Source organism: Leucobacter sp. OLIS6, from assembly GCF_002752355.1.
GTDB lineage: Bacteria > Actinomycetota > Actinomycetes > Actinomycetales > Microbacteriaceae > Leucobacter.
In genome coordinates this window covers 1-19,987 of sequence record NZ_MRAV01000002.1, presented here as the reverse complement: position 1 = coordinate 19,987, position 19,987 = coordinate 1, and the positions used below count along the sequence as shown (strand labels likewise).

Sequence of the window (19,987 nt, the reverse complement as noted above, 5' to 3'; positions counted from 1 at the left end):
CGAAATCGTGCGGATCTCCGAAGCGACGCACTCAGTACGCGGAACCACGCGCACGAAACCACGCGCGCACGAAAAAGCCGGTCGCGGGCCGGGTCCCCCCGACCAGGCCCGCGACCGGAGCTCAGATCTCGACCGCCCGGGCTTCCCGGGCCAGGTACTCCTCGCGCAGTGCGGGGAAGTAGTGGTCGAACATGGGTTCCTCCGTGCCTTCGCACGCAGCAACCAACAAGTCCAGATAATACTCCCATCCGGGACCGATATCTCCCACGTCGGCGTCGTCGTCCAGGTGGTGCACGAAGTGGATCACGCTGTCGTCGCCGTCGGCGAGCACGCGGAGCTCCAGCAGCCAGCCCCCGTCCTCGCCCGAAGTCTGCAGCACGAGCCGATGCGGGGCATCGCAGAGGCGGATCCCGACCTTGATCTCGGGCTCTCCCGATTCGAACGCCATGCGCACGCGCACGGTGCTGCCCTGGCGTCCGTCGCCGTCCCAGTCGCCGAACCACTCGGCCGTCAGCTCGGGGTCGGTGATGCGATCCCACGATTCCTCGACCGACTGCGCGAGCGAGCGCTCGAGCACCAGATTCCGTCCGCGCTCGGTCCGCAGGATCCTGCCCGTCGCTTCAACGCTCATCGCGCGCCCCTCCGCCCGGCCCGCACTGGGTCGACCCGAAGGGTCGCGGGCTCCTGCGCTCCAGAATACGGGATCGGGGGTTCCGTCCGGCCGGAACTTCGGGTAGCCTCTCGGGCATGGAGATCTGACGCAGCCCTGTTCCGCGCCTGAGGCGCCGAGCACGCTGCGCATTCGGATCCCGTTCGGGCCGACGACATTCGTCGTCACCACCCTGCGGCAGTGCTCGACCACGCTTCGAGCTCCGCTCCGCATCGGGATCCGACGCCGGCCCTCCTCGGCAACGCCCGGTGGAACCTTTCGAATCCGTTCCGAGAGGCACCCCATGCCCGCACCCATCCAGACCACGACCGTCGCCACGCAGGCGACTCCCAGTACCTCCGCACGCGGTTCCGGCTCGCCCGGACCCGGACGCCCGCGGAGCACCGCGCCCAGCACCACCTCGGCCGCACGGGCCGTGCAGCACCGCAGCGCGGACGACGCCCGCGACGTGGGCGCCGGCGCGCACCTCGCCGTCTCCGGCGTCTCGAAGGCGTTCGGCGACCGCCGCGTGCTCACCGACCTCACCTTCACCGCGACGCCCGGCGACCGCATCGGCCTGATCGGCGAGAACGGTACCGGCAAGTCCACACTGCTCTCGATCGTCTCGGGCGACCTCGAACCCGACACCGGTTTCGTCCGCCACGCGGGGTCGGTCGGCCGGCTCGCGCAGGAGCTGCCCTACGCCGACGACGACACCGTCGCGCGGGTCGTCGACGACGCCCAGCGCAGCGCCCTCGGCGTGCTCGACCGCATCGAGCGGGCCGCCACGGCGCTCGCCGCGGATCCCGACGACACCGCGGCTGCGGCCGACTACGCGGACGCGGTCGACGAGGCGACCCGCACGGACGCCTGGTCGGCCGGCTCCCTGCGCGGCGAGGTGCTGCACGGGCTCGGGATCGGCGCGATCCCCGAGGCGACGCCCATCGGCGAGCTCTCGGGCGGCCAGCGCCTGCGGCTGGGCCTCGCGGCCCTGCTGCTCTCGGCGCCGCACACCCTGCTGCTCGACGAGCCGTCGAACCACCTCGACGACGCCTCCGCCGCGTACCTCGAACGGGTGCTCGCCGACTGGCCGGGCATCGTCGTCGTCGCGAGCCACGACCGCGCGCTGCTCGACGCGATCACGACGCGCATGATCGACCTCGACGCGAGCCCCGTGCCCGCGGCCGTGCTCGCCGACGCGCGCTCGACCGGTATCGGGGTGGACGCGGCGGGCCCCTTCGCGGGTCCGCTGCGCACCGCGGCCGAGCACGAGATGCTCGAGGCCGACGACACCGAGGATCCGGGATCCGGGCTCGGTACCCGCGTCTGGGGCGTCGGCTTCTCGGCGGCGCGCGTCGAGCGCGCAGCCGAGCTGCGGCGCTGGCGCGAGCGCTACGCGGCCGAGCAGTCGGAGCTCGCCGCGCTCGCGCACGAGGTCGCGGTCGGCGCCCACGAGGTGAACAACAAGTCCGAGTCGAAGTCGGAGTCGCGCATCTCGCGCAAGTTCTACGCCGATAAGGACGCGCGAGTCACCTCCCGGCGCGCACGCAACGCGCGCGGTCGGCTCGCCGAGCTGCAGCGCAATCGCGTCCGCCGTCCGCCGGAGCCGCTGCGCTTCTCGGGGATCCCGGCGCCGGTGCTCGCCACCCCGACGGCGCTCCGCCACGAGGACGAACCGGCGCTGCGCGTCGATCGCATCGGGTTCGCCGGCCGGCTCGCCCCCGTGTCATTCGAGGTGGAGCGCGGTGGCCGACTGCTGCTGCTCGGCCCGAACGGCGCCGGAAAATCGACGCTGCTCACGATCCTCGCGGGGCAGCTCGAACCCACCTCGGGCGAGCTCGAGCGCGCCGAGGGCATGCGGTACGGCTGGCTGCCGCAGGAGGTGCGGTTCAAGCGCACGGAGCGCAGTGCGGCCGACACCTACGCCGCGCTCGTGGGCCGTCGCCACGCCGACGAGCGCCCGCTCGCCGAGAGCGGTCTGCTCGCCCCGCGCGACGTCGACCGCCCCATCGGCGCGCTCAGCGTCGGGCAGCGCCGCCGCGTGGCGCTCGCCGCCCTGCTGATCGATCCGCCCGAGCTGCTGCTGCTCGACGAGCCGACGAACCACCTCTCGCTCACCCTGGTGGAGGAGCTGGAGGCGGCGCTCGCCGATTTCGCCGGCACGCTCGTGATCGCGTCGCACGACCGCTGGATGCGCTCGCAGTGGATCGGCGACACGCTCACGGTGGTGCCCGAGGGCGAGGAGGCGGCCACGGCACTTCGCCCGTCCCGCTAACCGCTCCAGGCGCGCCACAGGCGCGCGAAGTGCCCGTCTGAGCGGTCGAGGAGCTCGGAGGGCGGGGCGCATTCGACGAGCGCCCCGCCCTCGAGCACCGCAACCCGATCCGCGTCGAGCGCCTGGGTCAGCCGGTGCGCGATCACGATCGACGTTCGGCCGCGGCCCACCTCGCGCAGGGCGTCCTCGAGCACCCCGTCCGGCCCCGCGTGGGCGGTCGCCTCGTCGAGCACCACGACGGCCGGATCCGCGAGCAGCACCCGAGCCAGCGCGATCTGCTGGAGCAGCAGGTGGTCCGGCTCGGGGACGGTCCCGAGGCCGTCCGGCAGCGTCCCGGGATCCCGGCCGACCCGACGCAGCGCGGCGGCGAGCTGCCCGTCATCGGCGCCGGGATCGGCCAGCCGGAGATTGTCGGCCACGGTGCCCCCGAACAGATGCGATTCCTGCGTCACGAGCAGCACGGCGGGCCGGGCGGCGGATCCCCCGCGGCCCGGGAGCGAGGCGGTCTCGGCCGGCGCTCCTCCCACCCGGACCGTCCCGGATCCGGGAGCGCCGATCCCAGCGATGAGCCGTCCGAGGGTCGATTTGCCCGAGCCCGAGGCGCCGACGAGCGCCAGGGTCGATCCCGCGGCGATCTCGAGGCTGATCCCGCGGAGCGCGTCGGCCCGGGCCCCCGGGTAGCGGTAGGACGCGGACTCGATACGGATCGTGGCGTCCTCGACGGGATGCGTCTCCGCTTCGGCGCGCATGCCGGCGAGCTGCCGCACGCCGACGAGGCGTTCGAGCCCGGCGAGGGCCCGCTGCAGATCGTCGATGCTGCCGAGCAGCCCACCGATCGGCCCGAAGAGCCGGTGGAAGAACAGCGCGCCGGCGGTGACACCGCCGATCGAGAGGGCCCCGGCGCCCGCCCGTACGAACCCGATCGCGAGCACCGCGCCGAGCCCCACGAACTCCGCGAGGTTCAGCCCGCCGACGAATCGGTTGCGCGCCCGCGCCGCGTCCCGCTGCGTCTCGACCGCGCGCAGGCTGGCCTCCGAGATCCGGCCGAGTCGATCCCGCTGCAGGCGGTGCGCGCGCACCGTGTCGGCGCCGGACACGGAGTCGATGATCACCTGCCCGCGCAGCGCTTCCTCCCGCCGCAGCCGCGTGTAGATCGGGCGCGATCGGCGCAGGAAGCGGACCGTGATCCAGACCTGGATCGGCACCGCGAGAAGCGCGCCGAGCGCGAGCCACGGGTCCACCGCGGTCAGCCCGACGGCGGTCAGCACGATGGTGAATCCGGCCTGCAGGAATCTCGGGAGCACCCCGGAGACGGCGTCGGTCACGGCCTCCACATCGCCGGTCACCCGGGCGACGATGTCGCCGCTCCCGGCCTCCTCCACCCGGCCGAGGTCGATCGAGAGCGCTGCGGCGAACACGTCTTCGCGCAACCGGGCGAGTGCCCGCTGCAGGCACCCCACGAGCAGGATTCCACCGCCCCACTCGAGCGCGGCCGCGACCGCACCGGATCCGAGCAGGGCGGCGCAGCGCAACGCCAGTTCGCCGGGGTCGCGCCCGCCGATCACCGCGTCGACGAGCGAACCGAGCAGCCAGGGCACGAGCAGGCCGGCCGCCGCGCCTGCGGCGAGCAGGAGCGTCGCGGCGGCGAGCCGCCAGGGATCCCGGAGCAGCAGTCCCATCGACGCCCGGGCGGTCTCGCGCGCGGAGGCCACCGGAAGCGCGCGCATCACCGCGACGCTCCCGCGCGCTCCGGGCGTTCCGGGCCGTCCGGATCGAGCACGGTCGCGCAGGCGTCGAGGAGCCCCCGGCTCCCGGTGATCACCAGGATCGGCCTGCCGAGCTCCGCGAGACGCTCGGCGACGCGCTGCTCGGTCACGGGGTCGAGAGAGGTGGTCGGTTCGTCGAGCACCACGGCGTCGCCGCCCGCGTGCAATGCGCGGGCGAGGAGCACGCGCTGCCGCTGCCCGCCCGACAACCGCGCTCCCCGCTCGCCGACGTCGCCGTCGAGCCCGCCGAGCTGCTCCACGACGTCCTCGAGCGCCGCGGCGCGCACGAGCTCGGGATCCACCGTCCCGCCGCACGACACGTTGTCGCGGAGCGACCCGCTGAACAGCACCGCGTCGTGGGGCGGAGCGACGATCCGGGCCGAGTACCGGTGGGGGCCGAGCGCGAGCGCGTCGTCCCCGCCGGCCCGCAGCTCGCCGGGTCGAGGGGGACGGCGGAAGCCCAGCCGGTCGGAGGCGTCCCGCGCGGCGGCGGCCGTGCGCACGCGGAGCCCGACGAGCCCGGATCCGGACGGGAGGACGAGCGGGGCTCCCTCCGCCGGGTGCCACCGGAGGGGCTCCGCCGCGGCCGGATCCGCGCAGTGCGCATCGTCAGCCGGGTCCGCGCCGAGCGTGTCGTGCGCCGCCGGCAGCGCGTACGGCTCGGCGACGAGCGCGTGGAGGCGCTTCGTCGAGGCCCGCTTGTGCGCCCAGTTCGCCCCGAACGTACCGACGTGATCGAGCGCCGCCTGCAGGAACTGGGCGAGCCCCACGACGGTGACGAGCTGCCCCGGGGTGATCCGCCCCTGGGCCGCCAGCCAGGCCGCCGCGAGCGCGAGCGCCGCGAGATAGGCGACCGACACGGCCCCACTGACCGCCTGGTAGGTCAGCAGCATGCGCGCCGCCGCGACCGCACCGCGCCGCGATGCTTCGCTCGCAGCCCCGTAGCGCATCACGGCCTCGTGCTGGGCTCCGAGCCCGTGGACCGTGCGCAGCCCCGCGAGGGTGTCGGCGGCGACCTCGCTGGCCCGGGCGACCGAGGCCTGCTCCGCCATGCCGATGCGCTCGAGCGGGCGCGCGAGCGCCTGCATCACAATGAGCACGAGGGCCGCGCCGAGCAGCACGCCGAGCCCCAGCGGCACCGAGATCGCGATGAGCACCCCCGAGGACACCAGCACGGCCGCGATGGTCGCCGCCTGCTGGACGATGCTCCACGCGACTCCGGCGACCCGGTAGGTGTCGCTCGTGACGATGGAGAGCACTTCGCCGTCGGCGCGTCGCCGCCTGATCCGATGCGGATGCAGCACGCGCGCGACGGCGAGCTGGCGCAGCGCATGCTCCCCGCGTCCGTAGACGCGCACCATGCCAAGGGAGGCGCTCTGGTAGCTGGTCGTCAGCACGGCGAAGACGCCGCCGAGCACCGCGAGCCAGACGAGGAGGGCGACCGGGTCGTTCGGTTCGATCGCCCGGTCCACGATCACCCCGATGAGTACCGGCACGGCGGTCTCGCACGCCTGGTGCACCATGAGGCCGACGGCGCTCCAGGCCAGGCGGGTTCCGCGTCCCTCGCGCAGCAGGGCGAGGCGCAGCATCGCGCGGATCCGGAGATGCTCCGGTGGACTGTTCGACTCGTTCATCGGCCCCCACCGTAGTGTCGCGGGGTTCGGACCGCGCGACAGGCTGTGTTTCGAATCGGACATCGCTAGGCTGAGTCACCAGCCCGAGGAAAGGACGAGCGTGCAGAGACCGCCCGACGCCGCAGCCGGCTCCGATGTGCCCGCGCACCGCCGCATCGTGCCCGAGGGGTTCCTGCTCACCACCCGGGCGCTCGGGTACCGCTACCTCGACGATTCCGACGGCTGCCGCGAGGAGGAGCACCTGCACGACGAGCACACGGTGCTCTGGCCGGAACGCGGCATCGCCGATGTGCAGGTGTCGGGCCGCACCTGGCGTCTGGCGCTCGGCCAGGGGCTCTGGGTGCCCGCAGGCACTCCGCACGCCGCCGGCCGCGACGCGAGTTCGACGTTGTGGGCGAGCTACATCCTCGCGGAGGCCTGGCCGCGGGAGGTCGGGACGGTCGGACCGGTGGCCGTGAACGCGGCGCTGCGCCACCTGCTGATCCACCTCGCGGCGACCGCGATGCCGCGGGATCAGCGATTGCGGGCGCAGTCCGTGTGCATGGACCTCGTGACCGCCGAGACCCGTCCGACCGTGCAATTGCCGCTCCCCCGCGACCCGCGCATCGCGAGCATCGCCGCGGCGATCATGCGGGATCCGGCGGACGACCGCTCGATCGAGCAGTGGGCGACGCTCACGGCGCAGAGCGCCCGGACGATCGCGCGCGGATTCCGGGCCGAGACGGGCCTGACCTTCAGCCAGTGGCGCACCGCCGCCCGGCTGGCCCGCGCCGCGCAGCTGCTCGACGAAGGGCTTCCGGTGGGCGTGGTCGCCCGTCGGGTGGGCTACGCGACGAACAGCGCGTTCACCGCCGCGTTCAAGCGGGTGATGCGCGAGACCCCGCGCGAGTTCGCACCGTCCGGCGCGATCTGACGTCGCACGGAGCACCGCTGTCTGGTGCGCGACGAAGCGTGTCCGGACCCCGCAACGACGGATCGCTAACATCGGATCTTGATTAGGGTAGCCTTCCCTACCTTCCGTGTCCGTTCGAAACGAAAAGGTGCCTCCATGTCCTGGCTCCGCCGATCCGCCCCCATCGCAGCGCTGCTCGCCGCAGTGCTCGCTCTCTCCGCTTGCGCGGGCGGGGGCTCCTCCGAACCCGCGGCGGACACGACGGGCGGCGCGGGCTTCCCGGTCACCATCGAGCACGTGCACGGCAAGACCGAGATCCCGGCGAAGCCGAAGCGCATCGTCACGATCGGCTGGATGACCGAGGACATCGTCGCGGCGCTGGGCACCGCACCGGTCGGCGTGCCCTCCGCGTGGGGCGGCGACAAGGACGGCTTCACCCCCTGGTTCCGGAAGCAGGTGACCGAGGTGCTGAAGGCCGACCTGCCGACGGTGCTCAAAGAGGGGGAGGATCCCGACTTCGAGCAGATCCTCTCGCTGCAGCCCGACCTGATCCTCGCACCGCACTCGGGCGTCACCGAGACCCAGTACCAGCGGCTCAGCGAGATCGCGCCGACCGTCGCCTACGCCGAACGCCCCTGGACCTCGGGCTCCTGGGAGGAGCTCACCCGCACCGTCGCGACCGCGCTCGGCGAGAAGGCGCTGGGCGAGAAGCTCATCGCGCAGACCGAGGACCGGATCGACGCGGCCGTACAGGCCCACCCCAAGCTGCGGGGCACCGACTTCCTCTACGGGCTCACCCTGCCCGAGGGCTCCACCGAGCTCGGCCTCTACATCTCGAAGGACCCGCGCGTCGCGTTCCTCCGCGAATTCGGACTCGTCGACTCCCCCGATCTCGGCAAGGCACTCGGCAACATCGGCAGCGACGACTTCTACGGCGCCGTCAGCCTCGAGAAGCTCGGCGAGATCAAGACCGACCTCTTCGTCGGCTGGTCGCGCTCCGCGTCCGAAACGAAGGCGACGCTCGCGAACCCGGTGTTCTCGCGCTGGACCCCGATCGCCGACGGCCGCTTCTACTTCATCGAGGACGAGACGATGGGCATGGCGACCAACGGTCCGACGGTGCTCAGCATCCCCTGGGCGATCGACGCGGGCTTCGTCGATGAGCTCTCGAAGGCCACCCAGGGCGGCTCGGTCGTGCGTCCGGCGAAGCCGTAAGGCCCGCGATGCGTTCGAACGCCCGCGCGACCGGCGTCCCCGAGGCGGCCCCCGAGGTCTACGTCCCGCGCGTCCACCGGGCCGAGGTCACCGCCGTGCGCGTGCTCGGCCCGGGCATGTCTCGCGTCACCTTCGCCGGCGACGACCTCCGCGACTACCCGACCACCGGGATCGGCGACGAGTACGTCCGTCTGTTCTTCCCCGACGCACCCGACGACGAACTCCGGATGCCGGCCGTCGACGGCCGCGGCTGGAGCTACCCGGAGGGGGTCGAACCGATGGAGATGCGCACCTACACGATCCGGGATCGTCGACCGGGAGAGATCGACATCGACTTCGTCCTGCACGACGGCGGCATCGCCGCGGAATGGGCGAAGCAGGCGAGCCCCGGCCAGGCCATCGCCCTCAACCCGCCGACGGCGCTCTACGAGCGGCCGACGCACGCCACCCACCAGCTGCTCGTCGCCGACGAACCGGCGCTGCCCGCGGCGCTCCGCATCGCAGAGCTCACCGCGGGATCGGTCGCCACGACCATCATCGCTGAGGTGCGCAGCGCCGAGCACGAGCTCCTGCCCGAGCTGCCGGCGGGGGTCGACGTGCGCATCGTCTGGGTACGCGGCACGGGCAACGGGCACGCGCCGAGCGCCCTCGTCCCCGCGCTCCGCAAGGTCGCCGCCGGGCCCGACGTCTACGTCTGGGTCGCCGGCGAAGCCAGGCTCACCCGCGAGGCGCGCAAGCACCTGCGCCACGAGCTCGGGCTCCCGGCCGACGCGTACAAGTGCATCGGGTACTGGACCGAGCGCGGTGAGGAGTGGGAGGCGCGCTACGCGGCCCAGGGTCCCGAGTTCGACGCGAAGATCCAGGCGCTCTACGACAGCGACCGGGACATCGAGGACATCATCGACGACGTCTCCCGCCTCTTCGAGGCCGCCGAGCTGTGACCACGCACCCGATCACCGCCGAGGCGTCGGCCGCGCGCGAGGCCCCGGGAGGACTCGCGCGCGGCAACGCCGCGCGCACCGCCGGACTGCTGATCGCCATCGCGGTGCTCGTCGCCTGCGTGTTCTTGAGCATCGGAGTCGGTGCTCGCGGCATCGCGTCGGGCACGATCTGGGACGCGGTGTTCGCCTTCGACCCCGCGAACGACGAGCACGTGATGGTGCGCGAGCTCCGGATCCCCCGCACTATCACCGGCCTCGCGGTCGGACCGGCGCTCGGGCTCTGCGGCGCCCTGATCCAGTCGTTCACGCGCAATCCGCTGGCCGACCCCGGGATCCTCGGCGTGAACGCCGGCGCCACCTTCGCCGTCACCCTCGCGGTCGGCCTCCTCGGTGTCACCGAGCCCCTCGGGTACGTCTGGTTCGCCCTCGCCGGAGCCGGCATCGTCACGATCGTCGTGTACCTGCTCGGCTCCATCGGCGGCACCCGGGCGACCCCGGCGAAGCTCACGCTCGCGGGCGTCGCGATCAGCGCGGCGCTCGGCGGGGCCACGACCGCGCTGACCCTCGCGAATCGGAGGACCTTCGACGATCTGCGGTTCTGGGGTGTCGGATCGATCGGCGGGCGCGACCTCGAGACGGTGCTGTCCTTCGCACCGTTCCTCGTGGTCGGCGCTGTGCTCGGCCTCGCGACCGCACGATCCCTCAACGCGCTCGCCCTCGGGGATGAGCTCGGCGCCGCACTCGGCGTTCGAACGGCCCGCGTCCGGGTGGTCGTGATCGTCGCGGTCACGCTGCTCGCCGGAACCGCGACCGCGGTCGCCGGACCGATCGCGTTCGTCGGCCTCATGGTGCCGCACGCCGTGCGCTGGTTCGTGGGGCCAGACCAGCGTTGGATCTTCCTCTACACCCTGGTGGTATCGGCGATCCTGCTGCTGGTCTCGGACGTCCTGGGGCGGATTATCCTGCCGAGCGGCGAGCTCCGCGTCGGACTCGTCACGGCCATCGTCGGCGCACCCGTGCTGATCCTGCTCGCACGCCGGAGGACGGTGAGCGGACTGTGACGCTCGGACGGACCATCCACCGGGGGTACCCGTCGACCGTGCGGCGGCACGCGAAGGCGAACCCGGATCGCGGCTACCGCGCCATCGCGCTGCGCCGCGGACGCTTCTCGGGCGTCGTGCCCGCACGCACCCTCACCGTGTGCGCAGCCCTGCTGCTCGGGGTCCTGGTGCTCGGCGTCGTCGCTCTCGGGATCGGCACCGTGCCGCTGTCGCCCGATCGGGTGATCGGCGCGTTCCTCGGCACCGGCGACCCGCAGTCGAGACTGCTCGTGCTCGGCTGGCGCCTGCCCCGCGCGCTCTTCGCCGTGGCCGCCGGTGCGGCGCTCGCCATCTCCGGCGCGATCTTCCAGTCGCTCACGCGCAACCCCCTCGGATCCCCCGACGTGATCGGGTTCTCCGCCGGCTCCTACACCGGCGCGATCATCGTGATGCTCGCGCTCGGATCCACCCGCTACCTCGATGTCGCAGCCGGATCCCTCATCGGGGGCGGCGTCACCGCCGCCTGCGTCTACCTGCTCGCCCTGCGCCGCGGCACCCTGCAGCCGTTCCGCCTCATCATCATGGGGATCGGCGTCGCCGCGCTGCTCTCGTCCGTGAACTCGGCCCTCATGATCTTCGTCGATTCCGAGACTGCGATGCTCGGAGCGGTGTGGTCGGCGGGATCCCTCAACGGGCTCGGCACGGCGCAGCTGCTGCCGATGGTGCTCGTGCTCGCGGTGCTGCTCATCGGCGTCGCCGCGCTCGCGACGCCGCTGCGCCAGCTCGAACTGGGCGACGACGCGGCGCGGGCGCTCGGCACCCGCGTCGGGCTCGCCCGGGTCGGCGCCGTGATCCTCGGCGTCGCGCTCACCGCGCTCGTGACGGCCGCGGCCGGGCCCATCGCCTTCGTCGCGCTCGCGGCCCCGCAGATCGCGCACCGGCTCACCCGCGGATCCGGGCTGCAGCTCATCCCGTCGGCGCTCGCCGGCGCCCTCGTGCTGCTCGCCTCGGACACCCTCGCGCAGCGCCTCGGGTTCCCCGTCGGCGTGATCACCGCGTCGCTCGGCGGCGTCTACCTGGCCTGGCTGCTGGCCGATGAATTCCGGAGGAGAAGATGAAGAACCGCGAACCGGACCCGCTGCACGCGCCCGACGGAGCGAATGCGCTCACCGCCGCCGGCCTCACCGTGGGCTACGACGGCCGGATGATCTGCACCGGGGTCGATCTGTCGATCCGTGACGGCTCCTTCACCGCGGTGATCGGGCCGAACGCGTGCGGCAAGTCGACCCTGCTCCGCGCGCTCGCCCGGATCCTCCCGCGCGAGAGCGGCTCCGTGCTACTGGACGGGCGCGAGATCCTCGACCTGCCCGCAAAGGAACTGGCTCGACGTCTCGGGCTTCTCCCCCAGACCTCGATCGCGCCCGAGGGAATCCGCGTCGCCGACCTCATCGCGCGCGGCAGGCACCCGCACCAGCGACTCTTCGATCGCTGGTCGGCGGCCGATGAGGCCGCGGTGGTCCGCGCGCTCGACGCGACCGGCACCACCGAACTGTCCGGCCGGCTCGTCGACGAACTCTCCGGCGGGCAGCGCCAGCGCGTCTGGCTCGCCATGGCGCTCGCTCAGGAGACCCCGCTGCTCCTGCTCGACGAGCCGACCACCTACCTCGACATCGCCCATCAGTACGCCCTGCTCGAGCTGTTCGAGCGGCTGCGGGCCGCGCACGGACGGACGATCGTCGTCGTGCTGCACGACCTCAACCAGGCCGCGCGCTACGCGAGCAACCTCGTGGTGATGCGCGAGGGCGAGGTCGTCGCATCGGGCGCGCCCGCCGAGGTGCTCACCTCGGATCTCGTCGAGGAGGTCTACGGGCTGCCCTGCCGGGTCGAACCGGACCCCGAGACCGGGGCGCCCATGGTGATCGCGCGGCGCGGGCTCGCGGCGGCCGCCGAGCGGCGCGCAGCAGCCTGAACCGAGGCCGTCCCGGGGCCGGGACCGGGCAGTCGCGACGGACCTCGGATTACGTCTGGACGAAGTCGAGGATCCGGCTCGGCAGCCCCTGAATTGGGGGTTCTCACTCTCTCGCGAGGCTTGTTACGGTTGACCGTCCCCGCCCGAGAATCCCCGATGAGGAGCCATGTCAGACGTCGATATCTCACGTCCGCACGACTACGACCACAGCCACGCCGACGTCTCGTCGGGCTGGCTGCGCGCCTCCGTGTTCGGCGCGATGGACGGGCTCGTCTCGAACCTCGGACTCATCACCGGCATCGCCGCCGCCGGCGCCGCGCCGGGCATCGTCGCGATCACCGGCATCTCGGGCCTCATCGCGGGCGCGATCTCGATGGCCCTCGGCGAGTTCACCTCGGTGCGCACCCAGAACGAGCAGCTCGACGCGGAGGTGCTGACCGAACGCGCCGCGCTCGAGCGCAACCCCGTCGGCGAGGAGGCGGAGCTCGCCGCGCTGTTCGCCGGGCTCGGCATGGACGAGCCGACCGCGAAGCAGGCGGCGTCGCAGGTGCACGGCGATCACGAGCGGGCGCTGCGCGTGCACCTCGCGCACGAGCTCGGGCTGCACCCGGAGGAGAAGCCGTCGCCGTGGGTCGCGGCGATCTCGTCGTTCATCGCATTCAGCATCGGTGCGCTGATCCCGATCCTGCCGTTCCTCTTCGGATTCGGCACGCTGTGGAGCGGCCTCGCCTTCGGCGGCGCCGGCCTGCTGCTCGCCGGCGGGCTCGCGGCCTCGTTCACCCGCAAGAACCGGGCGCTCGGGGCCCTGCGCCAACTGCTGTTCGGCGGCATCGCGGTCGCCGTCACCTACGCCGTCGGCACCGCGCTCGGCGTCTCCTCGATCGGGTAGTCCCGAGGGCTCCGCGCGCGGCGCGTTCATCGCCTCCACCCAACCCGACCCCGCTTTTTCGGACCTCCGGACGGAACGAACGCGCTCGATGCTCAGCAGGATGGTGGCACCGCGTTCACGATCCGAGGAGCACCGATGCCCGCACGCCCAGCACCCGTCCTGCGCGACGGGCTCCTCGACGTCGCAACGATGACCGACGAGGTGCTCGAGCTGGTCCGCTGCGAGTCGCCCTCCGACGACCTCGCCGCGGTCGCGCGCAGCGCCGACGCCGTGGACGGCCTCGGCTCCCGCTTGCTCGGCCGCCGCGCCGAACGGATCGAGATCGACGGGGTCACCCACCTGCGCTGGCGCTTCGGCGGCACCCCCCGCGTGCTGCTGCTCGGCCACCACGACACCGTCTGGCCCGTCGGCTCCCTGCCCGCGCACCCGGCGGAGGTCCGCGACGGTCGGCTCACCGGCCCGGGGTCCTTCGACATGAAGGCCGGGATCGTCATGGCGTTCCACGCCATCGCCGCGCTCCCGTCCCCCGACGGGGTCTCCCTGCTCATCACGGGCGACGAGGAGCCCGGATCCCCGACCTCGCGCGCGCTCATCGAGGACGAGGCGCGAGGCTGCGCCGCCGCCCTCGTGCTCGAGGCCGCCGCCCCCGGGGGCGCGCTGAAGACGGAGCGCAAGGGCGTCTCGCGATACGAGGTGCATGTACGGGGCCGCGCCGCGCACGCGGGCCTCGAACCCGAGCGGGGTGTCAACGCGACCCTCGAACTGGCGCATCAGGTGCAGGCGGTCGCGGGGATCGGGGCGCCCGGGATCGGGACGACCGTCACCATGACCCGCGCCGAGGCCGGGACCACGTCGAACACCGTGCCCGCGCGCGGGCACTTCGCCGTCGACGTGCGCGCGACCTCCGCCGCCGAGCAGCAGCGCGTGCACGCCGAGATCGGCGCGCTCGCGGCCCATCTGCCCGGTGCCTCCGTCGAGGTGCTCGGCGGAGTGAACCGCCCGCCGCTCGACCTCCGGTCGTCCCGGGCGCTGTTCGCGCGCATCAGTCGGATCGCCGACGAGCTCGGCCTCGGCCCGCTCGAGTCGATCGCCGTGGGCGGCGCGTCCGACGGCAACTTCACCGCGGGGGTCGGCACGCCCACCCTCGACGGGCTCGGCGCCGTCGGCGGCGGCGCGCACGCGGACGACGAGCACGTGATCGTGTCCGAGCTCGAACCCCGGGCGCGGCTGCTCTCGGCGCTCGTCGCCGAACTGCTCGTCGACACCGGAACCGGCGCCGGAACCGGAACCGGCACCGATACGGAAACCGGCGCCGCCGGCACCGGGCCCGGCGAACGGATCGACCGTGCGTAGCGACGCGCCTCGCCCCGAGGCCGATGCCCGCCTCGCCGAGCAGCGCTCGGGCATCGCGATCCGCGAGCTCGACGACATGCGGTCGCTCACGGCGGTGCAGCGCCTCTACGAGGCCGTCTGGCGCACCGGGCCCGCCGGCACCCCGGTCACGGCCGATCTGCTGCGCGCGCTCGCGAAGTCGGGCAACCCGGTGTTCGGCGCGTTCGACGGCGACGAACTGCTCGGCGCCTGCTTCGGGTTCTGCTCGCCGCCCGACACCGCGAACTTCCACAGCCATATCGCGGGGGTGACGGCGAGCGCGCAGGGGCGCAGCATCGGGCTCGCGCTCAAACTGCGGCAGCGCGCGTGGGCGCTCGGGCGCGGCATGCGCAGCATGACCTGGACCTTCGATCCCCTGATCCGCCGCAACGCCGTGTTCAACCTGGCGAAGCTGGGGGCGGAGCCGGTCGAGTACCTCACCGACTTCTACGGCCAGATGGACGACGACGTGAACCGCGGCGACGCGAGCGACCGGCTGCTCGTCCGCTGGCATCTCGACCGCCCACTGCCCACGTACAGCGAGCGGGTCGTCACGCTTCCGCCGGGCGCGATCCGGATCCCGGTGCCCGCCGATGTCGAGGCGCTCCGGCTCGACGACCCGCTGCGCGCCGCCGAGTGGCGGCTCGATCTGCGCCGCGAACTCGGCGCGCGCATGGCGGCCGGTGCCGCCGTGATCGGGTTCGCCCGCGACGGGCACTACCTGGTCATCCCGGCGGCCGCATCGACCGCTCCGCCGGCGGCCGCTCAGACCCCCGCAGAGAAGCAGGAGACCCCATGAAGCTCGCAGCGTTCGAGACCCGCGTCGTCGAGATGCCGCTCGTGACCCCGTTCCGCACCTCGTTCGGCACCGAGACGGTGCGCCAGGTGCTCGTGGTGCGCGCCGAGACCGACGAGGCCGAGGGCTGGGGAGAGTGCGGTGCCAGCGAGGCCCCGCTCTACTCGTCGGAGTACACGGAGGGCGCCGCAGCCGTGATCCGGGACTTCTTCGTCCCGGCGCTGCGCAAGGCGCAGCGCGATCTCGGCGACGCGTTCGACGCGCACCGGGTCGCCCCCGCGCTCGCCCCGTTCAAAGAGCACCGGCTCGCGAAGTCGGCGCTCGAGACCGCGATCCTCGACGCGCAGTTGCGCGCCCGGGGCGTCTCGTTCGCCTCGGCGCTCGGCGCGGTGCGGGAGTCGGTGCCGTGCGGCGTCTCGCTCGGCATCACCGACACGATCGATCAGCTGCTCGACACGGTCGCGGCATCGCTCGACGCGGGCTACGTCCGCATCAAGCTCAAGATCGAGCCGGGCTGGGACCTGGATCCCGTGCGCGCCGTGCGCGAGCGCTTCGGCGACATCGACCTGCAGGTCGACGCGAACGCCGCCTACCGCCGCAGCGACGCGCGCCTGCTCGCGAAGCTCGACGCGTTCGACCTCACGCTGCTCGAGCAGCCGCTGCCCGCCGACGATCTGCTCGGCCACGCGGCGCTCGCCCGCGAGATCACGACCCCCATCTGCCTCGATGAATCGATCACCTCCGCGCGGGCTGCGGCCACCGCGATCGAGCTCGGCGCCGTCCGCATCGTCAACATCAAGCCCGGCCGCGTCGGCGGCTACCTCGAGGCGCGCCGGATCCACGATCTGTGCTCGGCGCACGACGTGCCCGTCTGGTGCGGCGGCATGCTCGAGACGGGGATCGGCCGGGCTGCGAACGTGGCCCTCGCCGCGCTCCCCGGCTTCCTGCTTCCGGGCGACACCTCCGCCTCGGAGCGCTACTTCGCGACGGACCTCACCGAGCCGTTCCGTCTCGAGCGGGGGCGCATCGCCGTGCCGACCGGGCCCGGCCTCGGCGTCACCCCGATCCCCGAGGTGCTCGACCGGTTCACCGTGCGACGGGATCGCCTGCCCTGCTAGCCTCTGGCTGCTGAGCACGCGACGAGCCGCACCCGCGCAGGGCTGATCTGGAGGGCGAGATGACCGGACGACCGGCGACCCATCGGCCGCAGACGAGCCTGACGCGCGTGCTCGAGGAGTTCGGCACGACACTGCTCGACGTCGTCGCCGGGGAGATCACCGAGCGCACCGTCGAGGCGATCGTGATCCACGACCCGCTCGACGAGCCGGAGTCGCCGCGCGGTGCGCTCGTGCTCGGCGTCGGCGTGCGCGACGCCGGCGACGCGGTACGGATGCTGCCCCGGCTCGGCCTGAGCGGCGCGGTCGCGCTCGTGGTCCGCGCGCCGTTCGTCGCCTCGCCCGAGGTGACCGCGGCCGCGGCGGAGTCGGGCGTCGCCGTGTTGTCGCTCACCCGCGGCACCGCCTGGGCGCACCTCGCCGGTCTGCTGCGCGCGCTCATGACCCCGGGTGACCCCGACGACGCCCGGCCCGTCACTTTCGGCGGGATCCTCGCCGGCGACCTGTTCGCGGTCGCGAACGCGATCGCGGCGCTGCTCGGGTTCCCCGTCACGATCGAGGATCGCAACTCGCGTCTCGTCGCTTACTCCGCCCGCCAAGACGGCCCCGACGGCCGCGGGCCCGTGCAGGCGGTGCCGCCGCAGTACACCCGGATCCTCGAGGAGCGCGGCCTGTTCCAGGAGGTCTCGCGCAGCGAGCAGCCGGTGCTCGTCTCGGAGCTGGTCGCCGAGATCGACGCGCGCACCGTGCTCGCGGTCCGCGCGGGCGAGGAGGTGCTCGGCACGATCTGGGTGAGCACCGCCGAGCCGCTCAGCGAGGAGCACCTGCAGGCGCTGCACGACGCGGCGAAGCTCGTCGCCATGCACATGGTGTGGCAGCGTACCGACGCCGATGCCGAGCGCCGCAGGCGCGCGGGGCTGCTGCGCACCGCGCTCGACGGCGGGACCGACGCGCCCGAGACCCTGCACCGGCTCGGCCTGCGCGACGAGGCGATGGTCGTGCTGGCCCTCACCCTCGTCGACGCGGCTCCGGCCGCGCCCGATCGGATCTCGGCCGACCGCGTCTCCCCCGCGCTGCTCGCGGCCGAGCGCAAGCGGGTCGCCGACGCGTTCGCGGTGCACCTGGCGTTCGCGCACCCGCGGGCCGTGACGGGTCTGATCGGCGACGTCGCCTACGGCGTGCTCCCGAGCGGCGACGACGAATCGGCGGTGCGCCTGGCGACCGAGTTCCTCACCCGGGTGCGCTCCGCTCAGCAGCCCGTCGTCGGGATCGGCCGCGTGGCCCGCGACGGAGCCGAGCTCGCCCGATCCCGTTCGGGCGCGGACCGCGCGCTGCGCGTGCTGCGGGCGGCGTCCGGATCCCATCGCGCCGGGCCGGTCGTGCGCTTCGACGACGTGCACGCCGAGGCGCTGCTGCTCGAGCTCCCCGTGCCCGCCAAGGACCTCCCGTCGGGCGCCATCGCCCGGCTCGCCGCCTACGACGAGGAGCACCAGAGCGCGCTCGTCGACACGCTCCGCGCCTGGCTCGACGCGTTCGGCGACGTCGCCGCGGCCTCGGCCGCGATGTACGTGCACACCAACACGTTCCGATACCGGCTGCGCCGCGTCACCGAGGTGGGGCTCATCGACCTCGACGACCCGGACGCGCGCTTCGCCGCGATGCTGCAGCTGCGCCTGCTCGCCCTCGCCGCGGACCGCTGAACCGGCCGCCGCTCGGCGCTCAGATCCCCAGCTCGCCGAGGAGCACCGCCAGCCACTCGGCATCCTGCTGGGCGAGCACCTCGGGGCTCGTCGCGGCGCCGTGCCCGGCGTTCTCGAACACGTGCAGCAGGATCGGCGCCTCCCCGCGCTGCGCCGCCTGCATCCTCGCGACGAACTTGCGCGCCTGCCAGGGCGGGCAGCGGGGATCGGTGGCCCCGGCCTGCACGTACACCGCGGGGAACCGCGCGGGCTCGACGAGCTCGTACGGCGAGTTGCCCGCGAGGCGCCGCACGTCCGCGGCGACGTCGGGATCACCCCACGCCTTGCGGATCACGAACTCGAGATAGGGATCGCGGATCCCGCCGATGAGGTCGAGCAGGGGCGCCCGAGGCAGCACCGCCCGCCAGAGGTCCGGGCGGGTCGTCACGGCGACTCCGCACATGAGCCCGCCGTCGGATCCTCCGGTGAGCGCGAGCCCGCCCTGCGCCGCGATCCCGACCGCGAGCAGGTGCTCGGCGACGGCGACGAGATCGCCGTCGCGCACGTGCCGGCGCTCGCGGTGCGCGCCACGGAACCAGTCGCTGCCGAGTTCGCCGCCGCCCCGCAGATAGGCCTGCACGAGCGTACCTCCGGCCGCGACGAACGCGGCGAGATCGCCCTGGTACTGCGGGAGCAGCGGCACGTTGGCGGCGCCGTAGGCGGAGACGAGCACGGGCGCGGGCGTCGACGGATCGGCGCCCGCCGGACGCACCACGTGGAAGGGGATCGCGGTGCCGTCGAGCGCGGTCGCGTGGGCGAATTCGACCGTCGCATCGAGCTCGATCCCGGGCGCCCGCAGCGTCTCGAGCGTGCCGCTCGCCGGCAGATATCGGTACACGCCCCACGAGGTGGTGAGCGTGGAGAACGCGAAGACGTATCCGTCCCGCTCGCTCGCGGGCGGAGTCGCCGCCAGCGCGGTGAGGGCGAAGAACGGGGATCCGATCGCGCCCTCGCCGGGCAGCGGTACCCGCCTCGGCTCGCCGGGCAGCTCGCGTCCGTCGAGCCCGAGGATCCGCACGAACGCGACCGTGCGGTCGAAGCCGTGCAGCAGGAGGCGGTCGCCCACCGGAGTGATCGCGCGCAGCACGGTGTCGTCCTGCGGCACGAGCTCGATCCAGGTGCTCGGATCGTCGGGGTGCTCCGCATCGAGCGGGATCGCGACGACGCGCCCCCGCGGGGCGTCGACGTCGGTGACCGCGATGTAGGCGCCGCCCACGATGTGGCCGGCGACCGTGCCCCCGGGGCCGAGCGGGAGGCCCGTGACGAACGGCCGCCAGGGCGCGCCCGGGGTGTCGAGCGCGCGCACGGCGACCGGCGCGGGGCTGCCGAGCCGGTGGCTCGCGACGACCCGTCGGCCATCGGCCGAGTACTGCAGACGGGTGTACTCGCGCGACCCCTCGGGAATCGGTACGTCCTCGATCCGCGTGCCGCCGCCGATGCGGTGCTCGAACACGGCCTGTGCGAAGTCCTCGGGTCGGCCGGTGAGCGCGAAGAAGGAGAATCCGCGACTGTCGGGCCACCAGCTCACGCCCCCGGCCCAGGCGCTGTGCAGGGTCTGCGGCGGGGAGTCGGCGCGCTCCGTGCCGGTCCCGACGTCGACGATGCGGATCCGGTGGTGCTCGCTGCCGTCGGTGCAGACGCCGAGCGCGAGCAGCCGCCCGTCGGGCGAGGGCGCGAGCCAGGACAGGGTGGGGGG

Annotated in this window: 16 protein-coding genes; 12 read left to right on the top strand and 4 right to left on the bottom strand. The window is 73.4% G+C overall.

Annotated features, from left to right (window positions below; genetic code table 11):
* Positions 1 to 121: 121 nt before the first annotated feature.
* A complete protein-coding gene (locus BMH31_RS01830) occupies positions 122 to 631 on the bottom strand; it encodes an SRPBCC domain-containing protein (protein WP_099723067.1) in 510 nt (169 codons plus the stop codon).
* Positions 632 to 953: 322 nt separating this feature from the next.
* Between BMH31_RS01830 and BMH31_RS01825 the strand changes: the two genes are divergently transcribed.
* Positions 954 to 2,924, top strand: a complete 1,971-nt coding sequence (locus BMH31_RS01825; RefSeq protein WP_099723069.1) for an ABC-F family ATP-binding cassette domain-containing protein — start codon at positions 954 to 956, stop codon at positions 2,922 to 2,924.
* Here the strand turns inward: BMH31_RS01825 and BMH31_RS01820 are convergent.
* The gene (locus BMH31_RS01820) at positions 2,921 to 4,651 is read right to left on the bottom strand and encodes an ABC transporter ATP-binding protein (RefSeq protein WP_099723071.1); all 1,731 of its coding nucleotides are present in this window, start codon (positions 4,649 to 4,651) and stop codon (positions 2,921 to 2,923) included. The two genes, BMH31_RS01825 and BMH31_RS01820, sit on opposite strands and share 4 nt — an antisense overlap.
* Positions 4,651 to 6,324 carry an ABC transporter ATP-binding protein gene (locus tag BMH31_RS01815; RefSeq protein ID WP_099723072.1) on the bottom strand — a complete coding sequence of 558 codons (1,674 nt, stop codon included), beginning with the start codon at positions 6,322 to 6,324 and terminating at the stop codon, positions 4,651 to 4,653. Before BMH31_RS01815 ends, BMH31_RS01820 begins: the two co-directional genes overlap by 1 nt.
* 100 nt (positions 6,325 to 6,424) lie before the next feature.
* Between BMH31_RS01815 and BMH31_RS15300 the strand changes: the two genes are divergently transcribed.
* The 11 genes from BMH31_RS15300 to BMH31_RS01755 all read left to right on the top strand — a co-directional run bounded on the left by BMH31_RS15300 (position 6,425) and on the right by BMH31_RS01755 (position 18,252).
* Entirely contained in the window at positions 6,425 to 7,237 is an 813-nt protein-coding gene (locus BMH31_RS15300) for an AraC family transcriptional regulator (protein WP_158234962.1), read from the top strand.
* A gap of 135 nt (positions 7,238 to 7,372) precedes the next feature.
* The gene (locus tag BMH31_RS01800) at positions 7,373 to 8,431 is read left to right on the top strand and encodes an iron-siderophore ABC transporter substrate-binding protein (protein WP_099723076.1); all 1,059 of its coding nucleotides are present in this window, start codon (positions 7,373 to 7,375) and stop codon (positions 8,429 to 8,431) included.
* Between the two features lie 8 nt (positions 8,432 to 8,439).
* Positions 8,440 to 9,372, top strand: coding sequence for a siderophore-interacting protein (locus tag BMH31_RS01795; protein WP_099723077.1), 933 nt, complete (start codon positions 8,440 to 8,442; stop codon positions 9,370 to 9,372).
* A complete protein-coding gene (locus tag BMH31_RS01790) occupies positions 9,369 to 10,433 on the top strand; it encodes an iron chelate uptake ABC transporter family permease subunit (protein WP_099723078.1) in 1,065 nt (354 codons plus the stop codon). The genes BMH31_RS01795 and BMH31_RS01790 overlap by 4 nt, the downstream gene beginning before the upstream one ends.
* Positions 10,430 to 11,530: an iron chelate uptake ABC transporter family permease subunit gene (locus BMH31_RS01785; RefSeq protein ID WP_099723080.1), complete on the top strand. Its 1,101-nt coding sequence runs from the start codon at positions 10,430 to 10,432 to the stop codon at positions 11,528 to 11,530. The genes BMH31_RS01790 and BMH31_RS01785 overlap by 4 nt, the downstream gene beginning before the upstream one ends.
* Before the next feature lie 86 nt (positions 11,531 to 11,616).
* Positions 11,617 to 12,381 (top strand): ABC transporter ATP-binding protein, encoded by a 765-nt coding sequence (locus BMH31_RS01780; RefSeq protein WP_241898096.1) that lies wholly within the window; start codon positions 11,617 to 11,619, stop codon positions 12,379 to 12,381.
* Positions 12,382 to 12,547: 166 nt separating this feature from the next.
* Positions 12,548 to 13,270: a VIT1/CCC1 transporter family protein gene (locus BMH31_RS01775; protein ID WP_099723083.1), complete on the top strand. Its 723-nt coding sequence runs from the start codon at positions 12,548 to 12,550 to the stop codon at positions 13,268 to 13,270.
* Positions 13,271 to 13,405: 135 nt separating this feature from the next.
* The gene (locus BMH31_RS01770; protein ID WP_241898091.1) at positions 13,406 to 14,623 is read left to right on the top strand and encodes a M20 family metallopeptidase; all 1,218 of its coding nucleotides are present in this window, start codon (positions 13,406 to 13,408) and stop codon (positions 14,621 to 14,623) included.
* A complete protein-coding gene (locus BMH31_RS01765) occupies positions 14,616 to 15,440 on the top strand; it encodes a GNAT family N-acetyltransferase (RefSeq protein WP_143469777.1) in 825 nt (274 codons plus the stop codon). The genes BMH31_RS01770 and BMH31_RS01765 overlap by 8 nt, the downstream gene beginning before the upstream one ends.
* Positions 15,437 to 16,555, top strand: a complete 1,119-nt coding sequence (gene menC / locus BMH31_RS01760) for an o-succinylbenzoate synthase (RefSeq protein ID WP_099723085.1) — start codon at positions 15,437 to 15,439, stop codon at positions 16,553 to 16,555. The genes BMH31_RS01765 and menC overlap by 4 nt, the downstream gene beginning before the upstream one ends.
* Before the next feature lie 59 nt (positions 16,556 to 16,614).
* Positions 16,615 to 18,252 (top strand): helix-turn-helix domain-containing protein, encoded by a 1,638-nt coding sequence (locus BMH31_RS01755; protein WP_099747366.1) that lies wholly within the window; start codon positions 16,615 to 16,617, stop codon positions 18,250 to 18,252.
* A 19-nt stretch (positions 18,253 to 18,271) separates the two neighbouring features.
* On the opposite strand, the gene BMH31_RS01750 is transcribed toward BMH31_RS01755, so the two are convergent.
* Positions 18,272 to 19,987: prolyl oligopeptidase family serine peptidase (locus BMH31_RS01750; protein ID WP_099769550.1), on the bottom strand; the 1,716-nt coding region annotated here is incomplete at its 5' end.

What these genes read in the sequence shown, in the direction of transcription:
- BMH31_RS01755 (WP_099747366.1), top strand. Translation starts at nt 16,615, where the DNA reads ATGACCGGACGACCGGCGACCCATCGGCCGCAGACGAGCCTGACGCGC.
- menC (WP_099723085.1), top strand. Translation starts at nt 15,437, where the DNA reads ATGAAGCTCGCAGCGTTCGAGACCCGCGTCGTCGAGATGCCGCTCGTG.
- BMH31_RS01825 (WP_099723069.1), top strand. Translation starts at nt 954, where the DNA reads ATGCCCGCACCCATCCAGACCACGACCGTCGCCACGCAGGCGACTCCC.
- BMH31_RS01795 (WP_099723077.1), top strand. Translation starts at nt 8,440, where the DNA reads ATGCGTTCGAACGCCCGCGCGACCGGCGTCCCCGAGGCGGCCCCCGAG.
- BMH31_RS01770 (WP_241898091.1), top strand. Translation starts at nt 13,406, where the DNA reads ATGCCCGCACGCCCAGCACCCGTCCTGCGCGACGGGCTCCTCGACGTC.
- BMH31_RS01815 (WP_099723072.1), bottom strand. Translation starts at nt 6,324, where the DNA reads ATGAACGAGTCGAACAGTCCACCGGAGCATCTCCGGATCCGCGCGATG.
- BMH31_RS01780 (WP_241898096.1), top strand. Translation starts at nt 11,617, where the DNA reads ATGATCTGCACCGGGGTCGATCTGTCGATCCGTGACGGCTCCTTCACC.
- BMH31_RS01820 (WP_099723071.1), bottom strand. Translation starts at nt 4,651, where the DNA reads ATGCGCGCGCTTCCGGTGGCCTCCGCGCGCGAGACCGCCCGGGCGTCG.
- BMH31_RS01800 (WP_099723076.1), top strand. Translation starts at nt 7,373, where the DNA reads ATGTCCTGGCTCCGCCGATCCGCCCCCATCGCAGCGCTGCTCGCCGCA.
- BMH31_RS01830 (WP_099723067.1), bottom strand. Translation starts at nt 631, where the DNA reads ATGAGCGTTGAAGCGACGGGCAGGATCCTGCGGACCGAGCGCGGACGG.
- BMH31_RS01775 (WP_099723083.1), top strand. Translation starts at nt 12,548, where the DNA reads ATGTCAGACGTCGATATCTCACGTCCGCACGACTACGACCACAGCCAC.